Annotated in this window: 14 protein-coding genes and 1 tRNA gene; 13 read left to right on the forward strand and 2 right to left on the reverse strand. The window is 58.2% G+C overall.

Features of this window, described 5'->3' with window-relative positions:
* Window positions 1–92: 92 nt before the first annotated feature.
* Entirely contained in the window at window positions 93–344 is a 252-nt protein-coding gene (locus ACTRWH_RS14945; protein WP_036203869.1) for a GrxA family glutaredoxin, read from the forward strand.
* Between the two features lie 64 nt (window positions 345–408).
* Here the strand turns inward: ACTRWH_RS14945 and ACTRWH_RS14950 are convergent, their stop codons facing one another.
* Window positions 409–1,671, reverse strand: coding sequence for a 6-phosphofructokinase (locus tag ACTRWH_RS14950; protein WP_036203882.1), 1,263 nt, complete (start codon window positions 1,669–1,671; stop codon window positions 409–411).
* 154 nt (window positions 1,672–1,825) lie between these two features.
* On the opposite strand from ACTRWH_RS14950, the gene mpl reads away from it, so the two are divergent.
* The 4 genes from mpl (at window position 1,826) to ACTRWH_RS14970 (ending at window position 7,187) form a co-directional block, all read left to right on the forward strand.
* Complete coding sequence (mpl, locus tag ACTRWH_RS14955; protein WP_228210430.1) at window positions 1,826–3,220, forward strand: UDP-N-acetylmuramate:L-alanyl-gamma-D-glutamyl-meso-diaminopimelate ligase; 1,395 nt, start codon at window positions 1,826–1,828, stop codon at window positions 3,218–3,220.
* 42 nt (window positions 3,221–3,262) lie between these two features.
* A complete protein-coding gene (locus tag ACTRWH_RS14960; RefSeq protein ID WP_228210432.1) occupies window positions 3,263–3,910 on the forward strand; it encodes a flavin prenyltransferase UbiX in 648 nt (215 codons plus the stop codon).
* Window positions 3,911–4,028: 118 nt separating this feature from the next.
* Complete coding sequence (locus tag ACTRWH_RS14965; RefSeq protein WP_036203889.1) at window positions 4,029–5,174, forward strand: acyl-CoA dehydrogenase family protein; 1,146 nt, start codon at window positions 4,029–4,031, stop codon at window positions 5,172–5,174.
* Between the two features lie 159 nt (window positions 5,175–5,333).
* The gene (locus ACTRWH_RS14970; RefSeq protein WP_228210433.1) at window positions 5,334–7,187 is read left to right on the forward strand and encodes a hypothetical protein; all 1,854 of its coding nucleotides are present in this window, start codon (window positions 5,334–5,336) and stop codon (window positions 7,185–7,187) included.
* A gap of 120 nt (window positions 7,188–7,307) precedes the next feature.
* On the opposite strand, the gene ACTRWH_RS14975 is transcribed toward ACTRWH_RS14970, so the two are convergent.
* Window positions 7,308–7,394: transfer RNA gene (locus ACTRWH_RS14975), tRNA-Leu, on the reverse strand.
* Window positions 7,395–7,667: 273 nt separating this feature from the next.
* Between ACTRWH_RS14975 and rnr the strand changes: the two genes are divergently transcribed.
* The 8 genes from rnr to alr all read left to right on the forward strand — a co-directional run bounded on the left by rnr (window position 7,668) and on the right by alr (window position 15,973).
* A complete protein-coding gene (gene rnr / locus ACTRWH_RS14980) occupies window positions 7,668–10,280 on the forward strand; it encodes a ribonuclease R (RefSeq protein ID WP_462826547.1) in 2,613 nt (870 codons plus the stop codon).
* A gap of 3 nt (window positions 10,281–10,283) precedes the next feature.
* Complete coding sequence (rlmB, locus tag ACTRWH_RS14985; RefSeq protein ID WP_036203896.1) at window positions 10,284–11,021, forward strand: 23S rRNA (guanosine(2251)-2'-O)-methyltransferase RlmB; 738 nt, start codon at window positions 10,284–10,286, stop codon at window positions 11,019–11,021.
* A 233-nt stretch (window positions 11,022–11,254) separates the two neighbouring features.
* A complete protein-coding gene (gene rpsF, locus ACTRWH_RS14990; RefSeq protein WP_036203898.1) occupies window positions 11,255–11,671 on the forward strand; it encodes a 30S ribosomal protein S6 in 417 nt (138 codons plus the stop codon).
* A 29-nt stretch (window positions 11,672–11,700) separates the two neighbouring features.
* The gene (gene rpsR / locus ACTRWH_RS14995) at window positions 11,701–11,931 is read left to right on the forward strand and encodes a 30S ribosomal protein S18 (RefSeq protein WP_007154918.1); all 231 of its coding nucleotides are present in this window, start codon (window positions 11,701–11,703) and stop codon (window positions 11,929–11,931) included.
* A gap of 27 nt (window positions 11,932–11,958) precedes the next feature.
* Window positions 11,959–12,825: a YybS family protein gene (locus ACTRWH_RS15000; RefSeq protein ID WP_126810544.1), complete on the forward strand. Its 867-nt coding sequence runs from the start codon at window positions 11,959–11,961 to the stop codon at window positions 12,823–12,825.
* A 20-nt stretch (window positions 12,826–12,845) separates the two neighbouring features.
* On the forward strand, window positions 12,846–13,292 hold the full coding sequence (gene rplI, locus ACTRWH_RS15005) for a 50S ribosomal protein L9 (RefSeq protein ID WP_036203904.1): 447 nt from the start codon (window positions 12,846–12,848) through the stop codon (window positions 13,290–13,292).
* A gap of 183 nt (window positions 13,293–13,475) precedes the next feature.
* Complete coding sequence (gene dnaB / locus ACTRWH_RS15010; RefSeq protein ID WP_036203907.1) at window positions 13,476–14,873, forward strand: replicative DNA helicase; 1,398 nt, start codon at window positions 13,476–13,478, stop codon at window positions 14,871–14,873.
* On the forward strand, window positions 14,873–15,973 hold the full coding sequence (alr, locus tag ACTRWH_RS15015; protein WP_462826548.1) for an alanine racemase: 1,101 nt from the start codon (window positions 14,873–14,875) through the stop codon (window positions 15,971–15,973). The genes dnaB and alr overlap by 1 nt, the downstream gene beginning before the upstream one ends.

Genomic DNA, 15,973 nt, shown 5'->3' on the forward strand with positions numbered 1-15,973 from the left:
TTTTCATTGGGCGTGCCACCATACGGTACAGCTTGTCGACGACTGCAACACGATACGCAGGGTCGCCCATTGTTTCGAACAGGAGTGAGTTTATGGATCATGTCACCATCTACGGTCGTGCATCCTGCGGTTTTTGTATGCGCGCCCGGCAACTTTGCGAGATCAGGGATATTCCCTACCGCTACGTGGACATGATCGAGGAAGGCATCAGCAAGGCGGATCTGGAAAAAACCATTGGTAAGCCCGTACATACGGTGCCCCAGATCTTTGTGGGCGAAGAACACGTTGGCGGGTTCGACCATTTCTCGCAGTACGTGCAGCGGTTTGAAGCTGCCGGTGGATAAACGGTTCTGCAAAAAAAAGGCGCCAGCCGATGATTCGGTGGCGCCTTTTTTGTAGGTCAGCGGCTTAGAACTGGAAGTCGGCTTTCAGTTTTTTCTCGACCAGCTGATTCTTAAGCTTTGCGACCCTCGGAAGACCATCATCGAACGGCGGGAAGCTCTCGCCGTGAATCAGTGGCTCCAGGTAGTCGCGGCAATCTTGCGTGATGCCGTAGCCGTCATCCGTGATGTAATGGATCGGCATTTTCTTCTCCTGGTTGGCGACCTCGCTCAACGGCGCCTCACCAATGTGCCAGCGATAGGGGCGTGACTGTTCGCGCACAATCGTTGGCATCAGCGCCTGTTTACCTGCCAGCGCCATTTCCACGGCCACCTTGCCTACGGAGTAGGCCTGCTCCACGTCCGTAGCGGACGCAATGTGGCGGGCGCTGCGCTGCAGGTAATCGGCTACGGCCCAATGGTACTTGTGGCCCAGGGCCTGGCGCACCATATTGGCCAGCGCTGGCGCGACGCCGCCGAGCTGGGTATGACCGAAGGCATCCTTGGCGCCAGCGTCGGCCAGGAAGCGGCCGTCTTCATACTGGGCGCCTTCCGAGGCGACGACCACGCAGTAGCCGTACTCCTTGACGCAGAAATCCACACGTTCAAGGAAGCGCTCACGCTCGAAGGGCACTTCCGGGAACAGGATAACGTGAGGCGGCTCGCCTTCGCCTTTCCCGGCAAGGCCACCAGACGCCGCGATCCAGCCAGCGTGGCGCCCCATCACTTCCAGGATGAACACCTTGGTGGAGGTGTCGCACATGGAGCGAATGTCCAGGCTGGCTTCCAGGGTAGAGGTGGCAATGTACTTGGCCACTGAGCCGAAACCGGGGCAGCAGTCGGTGAAGGGCAGGTCGTTATCCACGGTTTTGGGTACGCCGATGCAGGTAATCGGGTAGCCCATTTTTTCAGCAAGTTGGGACACCTTGTACGCGGTATCCTGGGAATCGCCGCCACCGTTGTAGAAGAAATAGCCAATGTCGTGAGCGCGGAACACCTCGATCAGGCGCTCGTACTCGCGTTTATTCTCGGAAAAGTTCTTCAGTTTATGGCGGCATGACCCGAACGCACCGCCCGGAGTGTGGATCAGCGCCTGGATATCCTCATCGCTTTCGAGGCTGGTATCAATCAGTTCCTCTTTGAGCGCGCCGATGATTCCGTTACGCCCGGCGTACAACTTACCGATCTGATCGGGGTGCTTGCGGGCGGTCTGGATAACCCCGCAGGCACTGGCGTTAATGACGGCGGTCACACCGCCTGATTGGGCATAGAATGCGTTTCTGGTGGCCATTTCCGGCTGGTGCCTCCTGCAGTTTCATCAAGTGCGGCAGATGATACGCCAATCGCTTTTTTTTTTCATGACATCAAACGTCATAAGGAACGCTTGACGACCCGCATTCTATACGGGACGCTTTGCAGGTTTCATTTAAGAGGTCGATAACCGAATGCACATCCATATCCTGGGAATCTGTGGCACCTTCATGGGCAGTCTGGCCGTACTGGCGAGGGAGCTCGGGCACACCGTGACGGGCTCCGATCAGGGGGTTTACCCGCCCATGAGTACCCAGTTGGAGGCCCAGGGAATCGGGTTAATGGAAGGTTACGATCCTGACAACCTCAAGCCTCAGCCGGACCTGGTTCTGGTTGGTAACGCCATGTCCCGGGGCAACCCGGAGGTGGAAGCGGTTCTTAACCAGAATATTGATTACATGTCCGGCCCGGAATGGCTGGCGCGAGAGGTTCTGCGTCACCGCTGGGTGCTGGCGGTTGCCGGGACCCACGGCAAAACCACCACAACCGCCATGTTGTTGTGGATCCTGGAGCAGGCCGGGTTGGAACCGGGCTATCTGATAGGTGGGGTCCCCAATGATTTCCCGGTTTCGGCACGGTTGGGGAGTAGCGACTTTTTCGTTATTGAGGCCGATGAATACGACAGCGCCTTCTTCGATAAGCGCTCCAAGTTTGTCCACTATCGTCCCCATACCCTAATCCTCAACAATCTCGAGTTTGATCACGCGGATATTTTTGACAACGTTGAAGCCATCGAGCGTCAGTTCCATCATCTGGTCAGAACGGTGCCGTCCCGTGGGTTGATTGTGCGCCCGGCCCTGGATGCTCATCTTGATCGGGCGTTGGAACTTGGCTGCTGGAGCAGCGTGCAGGCTACCTCTGTGGGCAGCGAAGTGCCCTATATGGCCGACTGGCGGGCGGAGCTGTTGGCTGAGGATGGCAGTCGATTCATGGTGGTGCACCACGAACAGCCGGTGGCTTCAGTCAGTTGGTCTCAAACCGGCCTGCACAACGTGCGCAACGCCCTCGCGGCCATCGCAGCAGCCCGCCATGTGGGTGTTACCCCGGACCATGCCGTGGCGGCGCTGTGCCGCTTTTCGGGCGTCAAACGCAGGATGGAGCTGCTTGCGGATGTTGGTGGTGTCTGTGTCTACGACGACTTTGCCCATCATCCGACGGCCATCGCTACCACGCTGGAGGGCCTACGCCACAAGGTGGGCGATGAGACCATCCTTGCGCTGATCGAGCCACGCTCCAACACCATGCAGCAAGGTTTTCACCAGGAGAGCCTGCTGCCCAGTGCTGCAGCGGCGAATCAGGTATTCTGGGCCAACCTCAATGGCATGGACTGGTTGCCAGCATTAGTTGAGGGCCGTAGTCCCGAGACGGCAACACCGGATCGCCATCGTGTCGGGGCCAGCGTTGAGGAACTGATCGGCCAGGTTCTGGATCAGGTATCCGGTCCCTGCCATATTGTCATCATGAGTAACGGCGGTTTTGGCGGTATTCACCAGAAGCTGATTGCCGAACTGGAACGCGAATCCGGCTGACGGGGCATCCTGCCTCCGCTATCCAATCAGGAAACTTCAGTTATGACGGCAGCGTCTGAAAAACAGCGGGTGATCAATCTGGCCTTTACCGGTGCCTCTGGCGCCCAGTATGGCCTGCGTCTGTTGCAGTGCCTGGTGGCGGCGAACTGCCGGGTGCATGTGATGGTCAGCAAGGCGGCACAGGTAGTGATTGCCACGGAAACCGATCTGAAATTACCGGGCAACACCGCCGCCATGCAGGAGGCGCTTGCCAGCTATGCCAGCGCCCGTCCGGGGCAAGTGTTGGTGTTCGGCCGGGAAGACTGGTTCGCCCCGCCGGCTTCTGGTTCGGGTGAAAAAGCTCCGTTGGTGATTTGTCCCTGCAGTACCGGCACCCTGTCTGCCCTGGCCACCGGCGCCAGTAACAACCTGATCGAGCGCGCCGGAGATGTCGCCCTTAAAGAGCGGCGGCAATTGATCCTGGTGCCCCGGGAAGCGCCCTTTTCGGAAGTGCACCTGGAAAACATGCTGCGCCTGACCCGCATGGGGGCGGTCATCATGCCGGCCAGTCCGGGGTTTTATCACCGGCCGAATTCCGTGAGTGAGTTAGTGGATTTCATCGTTGCCCGACTTCTGGATCACCTGGGCCTGCCCCAGGATCTGATGCCGCGCTGGGGCGAGGAGAGGGCGAAGGCGAAACAGCCCGACTGAACCGATGGGCGATGGTTTTGGTCAGCCCGATTGATGCTTTTCATCATTGAGCGAAAACGCCGCGCCCCCGAGACTTGGTGAACGACAACCACAACACAGTCATTCACCGAGGTACACCATGATTCCACGCACAGTCTTTGACGCCGACCTTGACGGCTTCCGGGATTCCGTCCGCAAGTTTCTGCAACAGGAAGCGGCGCCCTACCATGAACAGTGGGAGAAAGATGGCCAGGTCAGCCGGGAGCTCTGGAAGAAGGCCGGCGAACTTGGTTTCCTCTGCCCGACCATGCCGGAAGAATACGGCGGCGTAGGCGCGGACTTCCGCTACAGCGCTGTCATCATGGAGGAGGTGTCCAGGGCGGGCCTGTCCGGCATCGGCTGGACATTGCATTCCGACATCGTTGCCCCCTATATCCTCAATTACGGCTCCGAAGAACAGAAACAGTATTACCTGCCGAAACTGGCAACCGGCGAAATGATCGGTGCCATCGCCATGACCGAGCCGGGCGCAGGTTCCGACTTGCAGGGGGTGAAAACCACGGCGGTGAAAAACGCTTCTGGCGACCATTACGTACTCAATGGCTCCAAGACCTTTATTACCAACGGCCAGCTGGCGGACCTGGTGATCGTGGTGGCCAAAACCGATCCGAAAGAAGGCGCCAAGGGCACCAGCCTGTTGTTGGTGGAAACCGCCTGGGAAGGGTTCGAGAAAGGGCAGAACCTGAATAAGGTGGGGATGAAAGCGCAGGACACCTCCGAGCTGTTCTTCCAGGACGTTCAGGTGCCTGCGGATAAGCTTTTGGGATCAATGGAAGGCCAGGGCTTCTTCCAACTGATGGCGGAGTTGCCGGCGGAGCGCCTGCAGGTGGGCCTGACCGCCGTCGCTGCTGCGGAAGCCGCGTGGGAGTGGACGCTGGATTACGTGAAGGAGCGCAAGGCGTTCGGCAAACCGGTGATAGCGTTCCAGAATACCCGCTTCAAAATGGCGGAGATGAAGGCGGAAATCACCGCTGCCCGCGTCTTCTGTGACCGTTGTCTGGAACTGCACCTGGAAAAGAAGCTGGATATTCCAACGGCAGCCATGCTGAAACAGCATACCACCGACCTGCAGTGCAAAGTCATGGACGAGTGTGTGCAGCTTCACGGCGGCTACGGCTACATGTGGGAGTATCCCATCGCCCGCGCCTGGGCGGACTCGCGGGTACAGCGTATCTACGCCGGCACCAATGAGATCATGAAAGAGATTGTTGCGCGCTCGTTCTAGTTCTAGTAGGCGCTTGTGCCCGTTAGCGCGCCGCAGGGACAGCTCCCGCGGCGCGTTTTCGTTACCTAAGTTTACAAATTGCCAAACCTATCAAGGTTCCCCCCGGCAACATCCCCTACAGTAGCGGCACAACCTCTAACAAGGACAATGGTTGCCGCGATGAAACGTCTGCTCTCCTTTACAGTTGCCCTGTTCACGCTGGCCCTTGCCGGTTGCGGCGAGGAATCCGACAAGTCACCGGTCGATGGCCGTGACTTTGACGCCGAGGATTACAGCGAGCCCGAGCCCTATACAGGCCGGGTGATTGACGGCTACCTGCGCAATGCCAGGGTGTGGCTGGACATGGACGGTGACAGCCAATACACGCCGGGCCCGATGACCTTTGAAAACAGCGCCGGCACGGAAATAACCCTGCGGGACGGAGAGCCTACCGCGTTAACGGGAGAAGGTGGCGTCTTCTCGCTGGATACTGCGGAACTGGTGCAGGACCCGTCCATATCCCCGGATATCGATCCCAGGGACTTTCCGCTGTTTGCCGTGGTGCTGCCTGGCCAGACCATGGAGCAGACCCGCATCGGGGAAGTGGTGCTGGAAGACGCCTACCTGCTTAGTGCGCCACCTGGCGTGCGCAATGTCACGCCATTGAGCCACCTGGTGCGGCAGCGCCGCCTGATTGGGTTGCAGGATCTTTCGGTCATCAGTACCGATCTGTCTGATGCTCTCGGCAACGTGAACCTGGTCAGTAACTATATCCGGTCCGGTGATCACCGTGCTCACGCATACGCCCGCGCCTTCGCACGCTTCATGGCCAGCCAGTTCCCGCCGGAGTACGCCAATCTCCTGCGCAATGGTGACGGACGTGAACGCTACCTGAGTGAAGAGGCGGTTTATCTTCTGGGTATATCCTTTGCCCGCAATGCCCTCGAGGTGGTTCAGGTGGTTGATGCCGCTGCCTCCCAAGGCAATTACGAGAACATTAACATTGATGAACTGGAATTGCCGGAAGTGCCGGTTGAGCTGGACGATCCGGTTATCCTTGAGCGCCAGACAGTTCTCGCCCGGGGGGAGGGGAGCGAGTTGCCGGCCACAATGTCTAACCTCAGCGTGTCCGCTGAACTGGAGTTCGACTACTCGGAAGATGGCCGGTTAACGGCCGTGACGGCAAACGGGTGCATGATGCCGTCAATGAGAGAGATGGCCCGCTTGATCAATGCCCGTGGCAGAATCGCCGATACCGATGTGCAGTGGATGCCTTCGATATCATTGTCCCAGGAGAGTGCCAGCTACCATGAGGTTGAAGGGGCCGATGAGCGGCTGACATTCAACTGGCAGGACCGTACCGCGACGTTCGAAACCACCACCACCTGCCATCCTGGACTGGCGTCGTCCTCGGCATTGGGTGGCCCGCCGGCGATCCGTTACGAGTGGACCATGTCGGATGCCCGGGTCGAGTCCCTGACAGCAACTTCCGATAGCAAGACGGAAATTTTGCGCCCCGACTATCAGTTCGCCAACGATGCCTTTTTCGGTTTCACGCGTTCCGTCGATGGCGTGAACGAGGAGATTGTGGCGCTCACGAGTAGCGTCCAATCCTGCGAAGGGGATATTGATCCGGAGGACGTTGATGCGGCGCAGGTGGTGTCTGCTCAGCAGCCTTTCACGGTCACCGGCAGTATCACGCTACCGGACGAGTTCACCTCGCCGGCGCTGGAGTTCGATACTCGCAATGACCGTTTCAGGCCGCTAAGGTTTGGCTTCCTGGATGAAGAAATGAGTTCCACGCCTGGGGTCAGCAATACAGAAGGGTTTGACTGGGCGTTCTACTACCCGTTCGATAATTCCAGCGAGTTCGTGGCAGACCAGCCCAACCTGATCAACATCGCCTACCTGAATCGTCATGGCGGCAGCCGGGCCTGTGGGCGCGAGTTCGAAAGAGCGCCTTCTGCGGCCTATGCCCGGGTGAATTACACCTATCAACGGCTCTCGGAGTATTTGTCGGGGCTGGTGGAGTAAGCCAGGGCTGCGGTCAGGCTCTTCGCGAACGTGCGGAGAGTCATGCGTTTTCGAGCGCAGATCTGTTGCGACATGTGCTTATAAAGGTGTTGGATTCTTAACACTTCCTGAGGGAGGAAGTGGTGCCGAGGAGAGGACTTGAACCTCCACGGGGTTGCCCCCACTAGCACCTGAAGCTAGCGTGTCTACCAATTTCACCACCTCGGCAGGTGATTTGCAGTCTTCCCGGTGGGCATTCAAACGTTTTACTTCGTTGAATTTCCGGGCTTTCTGCCGCAGCTGCGGGCATTGCCGTCAACCGATGGCGCGTACTTTAATCATTCGGAAAAAGCCTGTCAAATATTTTTTGTCCCGCCGGGGCCGGTTTTTACGTCTATTTTAGGCGGTCGGTTAGGCAGGCGGGTGCTGGCGGCGTTATACTCTTTTGCAAACGCAATATAACGATTGATTTCCAGCAGGGAAGTCAGACTAAGGATACGAATGGTTTCCAGAAAGAAGACCGACAAAGACCCACACGCGCAGCGTGAAGCCAGCAAATACGACAACCCGATTCAGAGTCGGGAGTTCATTCTCGACCATCTGAAGGAGCGGGGAGCGCCGGCCACTCACGAGACTCTGTGTAGCGAGTTGGGGCAGCAGTCCGAGGAGGGCATCGAAGCCCTTCGGCGCCGGCTGATTGCCATGTGCCGGGACGGACAACTGATCTGTAATCGCCGGGGAGCCTACCTGCCCATTGAAGAAGCGGATCTTGTTACAGGCCGTGTCACGGGGCACAAAGACGGGTTCGGTTTTCTGATCCCGGATGATGGAGGGTCGGATCTGTTCCTTACAGCCCGCCAGATGCGCCAGGTTTTCCACGGTGACCGCGTTGCCGCCCGGGTGGACCGGGTGGACGATCGTGGTCGTCGCGAAGGGGTGATTGTAGAGGTGCTGGAGTATCGTACCCATCAAACCGTTGGTCGTCTGTTTCAGGAAAGCGGCATCTCCTTTGTGGTTCCGGAGAACGCTCGCATCAACCACGAAGTATTGATTCCGGCAGAGCACATTAATGATGCACGGCACGGCCAATACGTCGTGGTCGACATCCTGCGCCAGCCTACGGTGCGTACCCAGCCAACGGGCAAGGTGGTGGAAGTACTTGGCGAGCACATGGCACCGGGTATGGAAATCGATGTGGCCATCCGTTCCTACGATATCCCTCACAGTTGGCCGCCGGCCGTCGGTGAGCAGATTGCCGGCATTGCCGATGAGGTGACCGAAAAGGACAAGCAGAATCGGGTGGATATCCGCAACCTGCGCCTGGTGACCATCGACGACGAAACCGCCCGGGACTTTGACGACGCGATCTATTGTGAGCCGCGCCCGCGTGGTGGCTACCGTCTGCTGGTAGCGATCGCAGATGTGTCCCATTACGTGCGTCCCGGCTCACCGCTGGATGAAGAAGCGATTAACCGTGGCAACTCCGTCTACTTTCCGGATCACGTGGTGCCGATGCTGCCGGAAAAGCTGTCCAACGGCCTGTGTTCACTGAACCCGGGTGTGGATCGGCTGTGCATGGTGGCGGACATGACCATCAGTGCCAACGGCAGCGTCAGTGGCTATACCTTCTATCAGGCGGTGATGCACAGTCACGCGCGACTGACCTACAACAAGGTCAGTGACATGCTTGAGCGGCCGGATTCCGAGCCGGGTTACAGGCTGTCGGAGCAGTACGCGCATGTGCTGCCGCACCTGCACAACCTCTACAACCTCTACAAATTGCTGCGCAAAGCCCGGACTGAGCGTGGTGCCATCGATTTTGAAACCACGGAAACCCGGGTCATATTCGACGCCAGTCGCAAAATCGAGGAAATCGTTCCGGTCAAGCGCAACGACGCCCACAAGATCGTCGAGGAATGTATGCTCGCCGCCAACGTGGCGACGGCGCGATTCCTCAAGAAGCACAAGGTGCCATCACTGTACCGGGTGCACGATGGCCCATCCGAGGAGCGTCTCAATGCGGTGCGGCTTTTCCTGGGCGAGCTGGGGCTGCAACTGGGGGGTGGAGACAAGCCAACCTCCGCTGATTATCAGGCGCTGTTGTCCAGTATTGCAGACCGTTCCGACGCGAATGTCATTCAGACGGTGATGCTGCGCTCTCTCAGCCAAGCCGTCTACAGCCCGGATGAGGGTGGCCATTTCGGTCTGGGGTTTGCCAGTTATGCCCACTTCACCTCGCCGATTCGCCGTTATCCGGATCTGATCGTGCATCGCGGTATCAAGTCCGTGATTCACGGCGAGGACGGTAGCAAAGACGTATCGGTGCCGCCCAAGCGTGACCCGGAACTGGCGGATTACCCTTATGACCTTCCCAGAATGCATCAACTGGGTGAGCACTGCTCGATGACGGAGCGCCGCGCCGACGACGCAACGCGGGACGTCATGGCCTGGCTCAAATGCGAATACCTCAAGGATCACGTGGGCGAGGAGTACGACGGCGTGATTGCAGCCGTTGTGCCTTTCGGTTTCTTTGTGGAACTTTCCGGGGTTTACATTGAGGGCCTGGTGCATGTGTCTACCCTCAGTGGTGACTACTTCCATCACGATGCTGCCAAACATCGCCTGATCGGCGAGCGTACCGCTATGAGCTTCCGGTTGGGCGATGAGGTCCGCGTGAAGGTGATGCGTGTGGGCATGGAAGACCGCAAGGTGGACCTGGAACTGGTAAGCGAGCCACAGCATCGCCAAGCCGACCGGGATGCACTGGAGGTCACCAAGCGAGAGCCGCGGGATAAGGGCAAGGGCAAAGGTAAGGGGCGAGGTAAGGGTGGCAAATCCACTGCTGGCCGTGCTCCAAGGGCTGACCGGGACACGGCTGGTGATGCGGCCGCCAAACCTCGCCGCAGGAAAGCGACTGGTTCAAGGCCCTCTGGCAAATCGGGGGCGTCCGACGCGGTCACGCCAACGTTCGATGATGATGGCGAAATGTCGGCCCGTGACAAGCTGGTGGCGGAAGCGGCCAAGCTTGCACTGGGTAAGGGCAAGAGCAAGAAGGCACCGGCTAAAACCGCCGGCGCTGACAAGAAACGAAAGCCCCGCAAGTCAGGAAAATAGGCCGTGTCTGAAGAGTACATTTTTGGCTGGCATGCGGTTGAGGCCGTCCTCAAACGTGAGCCGGAACGTTTGCAGCAGGTGTGGATCCAGACTGGCCGCGAAGATCGCCGTGTCAAAACGGTAACGGAAACTCTGAATGAGCTTGGAGTCCGTTGGCAGGTGGTTCATCGCAAGGAACTGGATCAGCGCGTAGCCGGCGTGCATCAGGGTGTTGTGGCCGCGGTTTCCGAAAGCCGTGAATGGAGTGAGGACGATCTCCTGGCCATGCTGTCAGGGTCTGACAAGCCGCCGTTTCTGTTGATCCTGGATGGGGTTACCGATCCCCATAACCTGGGCGCCTGTCTGCGAACCGCTGATGCCGTGGGTGTCCAGGCTGTGGTCGTGCCCAAGGATAAGTCTGCGTCGTTGTCGCCGACCGTCAGGAAAGTGGCCTGTGGCGCGGCTGAAACCGTACCTCTGGTACGTGTCACCAATCTTGCGCGGTTTATGCGTACGATCAGGGATGATGGCGTCTGGCTCATTGGCACCGCCGGCGAGGCGGACAATACCCTGTATCAAGCAGATTTTACCGGCCCGGTCGCTCTGGTAATGGGTGCCGAGGGCAAAGGTATGCGGCGCCTGACCCGGGAACACTGTGATCTGTTGATCAATATCCCCATGCTTGGTCACGTGGACAGTCTCAATGTGTCGGTGGCTACCGGTGTCTGCCTTTACGAAGCCTTGCGTCAACGGCTTGCATAGTATCAGCCACACGCCTAGAATACGTGACCCCCTTTTCAAGGGGGCGGTGTTGTATTGCCTGAAATCCTGGTGATCAATATCGGCTTTTTGAGCAGGCTTTATACGTAATGTCTTGTTGATAAAAGCAAAAAGAAGCCGGCAGCTTTGCCTGCCACCTCCTTGCTTTCTGCATTTGCCCTGTTTGTTGAAACCGGTGCCTGTGCTGGAGGCTGTTTAAACCGTAGGGAGAACTCATGCGTCACTACGAAATCGTATTTATGGTACACCCGGATCAGAGCGAGCAGGTGCCCGCGATGATCGAGCGCTATACCGGCGTCATCAATGAAGATGGCGGCAAGGTACATCGCCTGGAAGATTGGGGCCGTCGTCACCTGGCTTACCCGATCAACAAGATTCACAAGGCTCACTACGTTCTGATGAACATTGAATGTTCACAGGCAGCGATGGACGAGCTGACTCACAACTTCCGTTTCAACGATGCCATCATCCGCGACATGATCCTGCGCCGCGATGGTGCCGACATCGAACTGTCCCCGATGAAAGCTTCCGAGTCCCGTGAAGACCGTCGTGGCGGCGATGATCGTCCGCGTCGTTCAGCCGAATCTGACGAGCCACGTCAGCAGGCTGAAACCCAGGACGAAGAAGAGTAAAACCATCACCGGAGTTGAGGAGTTAAGTTATGGCTCGTTTTTTCAGACGTCGTAAATTCTGCCGCTTCACGGCAGAAGGTGTTAAAGAGATCGATTACAAGGATCTGGACACCCTGAAAGGTTACATCACTGAAACCGGCAAGATCGTGCCCAGCCGTATTACCGGCACCAAGGCACGCTATCAGCGTCAGCTGGCTACCGCTATCAAGCGTGCCCGCTACCTGGCACTGCTGCCGTATTCGGACAGCCACGACAACTAAGTAACAGAATAAACAGGACCCGGGACCATGCGTGCACTGGCACAGTTTGTAATGCGCGGTCCTCTGCAGGCAGGCGGGGTGGCAGCAGTTACCACTGCAATACCCTTGTTGTTCTGGATAGGTGCGGCGGTTATTGGCCTGGTCATTCTCAGACTGGGTATCAGCCAGGGGCTCAGTATCGGCCTCTGGGCATTGCTTCCGGCACTCGGCTGGAGCTGGTTCGGGCAGGACCCGACGGCCCTGGTGGTGTTGCTTCAGGCAATGTTGATGGCGTCCATCCTGAGAATAACCCTGTCGTGGGAGAAAGCGCTGCTCGCAGGCAGTTTCCTGGGGATTGTGACAGGCTTGATGTTGCCCCTGGTGTACCCGGATCTGTTGAACGATCTGGTGCAGGCCGGGGTGAGATTTTACGAAGAGTACAACGCCGAAATTGCCAGTAGTCTTGGCAGTGAGCTGGAAACAGTCATTCGGCAAACCATGAATGCGAGCATGGCGGGCACCTACCTGGTAATCGGGGTGTGCATGACCATGCTGGCAAGATCCTGGCAGGCCGGGTTGTACAACCCCGGCGGATTCCGGACCGAGTTTCACTCGCTCCGGCTGTCACCGGCAATCGCGGTTATCTGTGTGATTACCATGGTGGCAGGGCCCGTTCTCGGGTTGAATTCCATGCTGCTGGGCTGGGTTGGAGGTTTGCCGCTGTTTGTTGCGGGCCTGGCCCTGGTTCATGGTGTTGTCGGTCGTAAAAACCTGAGTGGTCAGTGGTTGGTGCTGTTCTACCTGGCACTGGTACTGCTTGGTCCAAGCCTGATGATTCTGTTGGTAGTTCTGGCTTTTGTGGATAGCTGGCTGGACATCCGGAGGCGAATGAAGTCCTCCGGCCCGGCTGAATAAAGCACGAAGAGGTTAACGAGATGGATGTTATTCTGCTCGAAAAAGTAGCAAACCTTGGTTCACTGGGTGACAAGGTCAAGGTAAAGGCCGGTTACGGTCGTAATTTTCTTCTGCCTTATGGCAAAGCTGTTGCGGCAACCGCTGACAACCTGAAAGCGTTCGAAGAGCGCCGTGCAGAGCTGGAGAAAGCGGCAGCTGAGAAGCTGGCTGCGGCCCAGGCTCGTGGCGAAGCGCTGGAAGGCGCCTCAGTCACCATTACCTCCAAGGCTGGTGAAGAAGGCAAGCTGTTCGGCTCCATCGGTGTGCGTGACATCGCAGATGCGATTACCGCCACCGGTACCGACGTTGAGAAAAGTGAAGTTCGTCTGCCCGAAGGCCCGCTCCGCGTGGTTGGCGAGTACGAAATCGAGCTTCAGCTGCACTCTGACGTAACCGTTCACATTAACCTGGCTGTTGTGGCCGAGTAAATTGACGGTTTAGTCTGAACATCGGGTTACTACCCGGTGCAGCCATACAGGCCCGGAATCCACTCAGGTGGATTCCGGGCCTGTTGCTTTCTGGTGTATGATTTGTGTTTTCCGTAGCTCTCCCATCGCATCGACAATCCCCGTAAACTGTCACGGATGTGATGCCCAGACGAAGACGTTTCCATGGCCAACCCGAATTTCAAACCGGTAAACAGCGACCCTGAGACCAGCCGAATCAAGGTTCCACCTCATTCCGTGGAGGCCGAACAGGCGGTGCTTGGTGGCCTGATGCTGGACAACCGCCGATTTGATGAAATCTCGGAGATCATTTCCGCTGGCGACTTTTACCGCCAGGATCACCGCCTCATTTTTGGTGCTGCCGAGCGACTGGCGGGCGAGAGCGAACCGCTTGATGTTGTCACGCTGACCGAATTCCTGGAGCGTGCTGGTGATATCGAAGACGCGGGTGGGCTTTCCTACCTGGCAGAGCTGGCCGAGAAGACACCCGGTGCCGCCAATATCCGCGCCTATGCCGAGATTGTGCGGGAGCGCTCTATTCTGCGACAACTGGTGCAGGTATCCGGCGAGATATCCGATTCGGCGTTTAACCCCCAGGGCCGGAACAGCAACGAGATCCTGGATGAAGCCGAGCGTAACGTCTTCCAGATCGCCGAATCGCGGGTCAAGGAAGGCTCCGGCCCCCAGGCCATCAACCCGATTCTCACCAAGGCCCTCAGTCGCATTGAGGAGCTGTTCGAGTCCGGCGAGACTACAACGGGTCTGACCACGGGCTTCAAGGACCTGGACGAGTGGACGTCGGGGATGCAGCCCTCGGATCTGTTGATCGTGGCGGGGCGACCGTCCATGGGTAAAACCACCTTTGCCATGAATATCGTCGAGAACGCCTTGATAAGCACCGGCGCGCCGATTCTGGTGTTCAGTATGGAAATGCCGGCGGATGCGCTGGTCATGCGTATGTTGTCGTCACTAGGGCGTATTGATCAGAGCCGGATTCGTAGCGGTAAGCTTGAAGAGGACGACTGGCCCAGGCTGACATCCGCGGTGAGTCTGCTGAAAGACAAGCCGCTTTATATCGACGACACGCCTGGTCTGAGCCCAACCGAAATGCGTTCCCGGGCTCGTCGTATTGCCCGGGAGAACGAAGGCAAGCTTGGCCTGATCATGGTCGATTACCTCCAGTTGATGCGGGTGCCCGGCAACACCGAGGGCCGGACCGCCGAGATTTCCGAGATCTCCCGGTCCCTGAAAGGGATCGCCAAGGAGCTCAGCTGCCCGGTCGTGGCGCTTTCGCAGCTGAACCGGAGTCTGGAGCAGCGGCCGAACAAGCGCCCGGTCAACTCGGACCTGCGGGAATCCGGTGCGATCGAGCAGGACGCGGACGTCATCATGTTTGTCTATCGGGATGAGGTCTACAACGAAGACACCTCCGACAAGGGCATTGCCGAAATCATCATCGGTAAGCAACGTAACGGCCCCATTGGCACTGTGCGACTGGCCTTCATCGGCAAGTACACCAAGTTCGAGGATCTGGCCCACGGCGATTACGGCGGGGATTATTAATGCCACGGAAGACCCTTGCCCGTATTGATATCCGTGCACTCCGCCACAACTATCGCCTCGCCTGCCGGCTGGCCAGCCCGGCCCGGGCGATGGCCGTTATCAAGGCCGATGGCTATGGCCATGGCATCCGTGAAGTCGCACGGGCCCTGGCGAGCGATGCACCCAAATTTGCCGTTGCCTGTCTGGAAGAAGCCCTGGCGATCCGTGAGGCAGGTGTTGACCATCCTGTGGTGTTGTTGCAGGGCATGCACAGTGCCGAGGACGTCGGGATGTGTGTTCGCGAAGGTTTTGAAGTGGTGGTCCACAGTCATTATCAGTTGGACTGGCTGGAGCAGGCTGGTGGGACGCCGACGGTCTGGGTAAAAGTGAATACCGGCATGAATCGGCTTGGTTTCGCGCCGAGCGCACTGGCCGATGTTATGGCACGACTGGGTACCATTGCCGCGGCGGAGAAGGTGGCGGGTTTCGTAACGCACTTTGCCTGTGCGGATGATATCTCCAGCGATGACACGGACCAGCAGACGCGGATATTCAGTGAAGCCGTGGTGGACTGGCCAAAACTTGAGAAAAGCGCGTCCAATTCCGCCGCCCATTTTCTTCCTGCCCAGCCGTCGTTCGACTGGACCCGTCCCGGCATCATGCTTTATGGCGCCTCCCCGACCTTGGGCAAGACTGGCCCGGAGCTGGGACTGGAAGCGGTAATGACACTGGAAGCCCCTTTAACCGCCGTGCGAACGCTAAAGCCGGGAGAGTCCGTGGGCTATGGCTACAGCTGGACCGCGACCCGGGAAACACGAATGGGGATTGTGGCCATTGGCTATGGTGATGGCTATCCTCGCCATGCCGGCACGGGCACTCCGGCGTGGGTCGGCGGTAACCGCATACGCCTGATTGGCAGGGTGTCCATGGACATGCTGGCCGTGGACCTGACGGGCGCCCCTGACGCCTGTCCTGGCGACTCTGTGGAGCTCTGGGGGCGGCATGTCAGTGTGGATGAAGTGGCGCAACACGCCGGTACCATTGGCTACGAGCTGCTAACGGGTATTACAGCCCGGGTGCCCAGGCTGTACGAGGATTCGGGCAACACCGCAGCAGGGTAG

It is taken from the genome of Marinobacter sp. G5_S1_61_S3, from assembly GCF_054968585.1.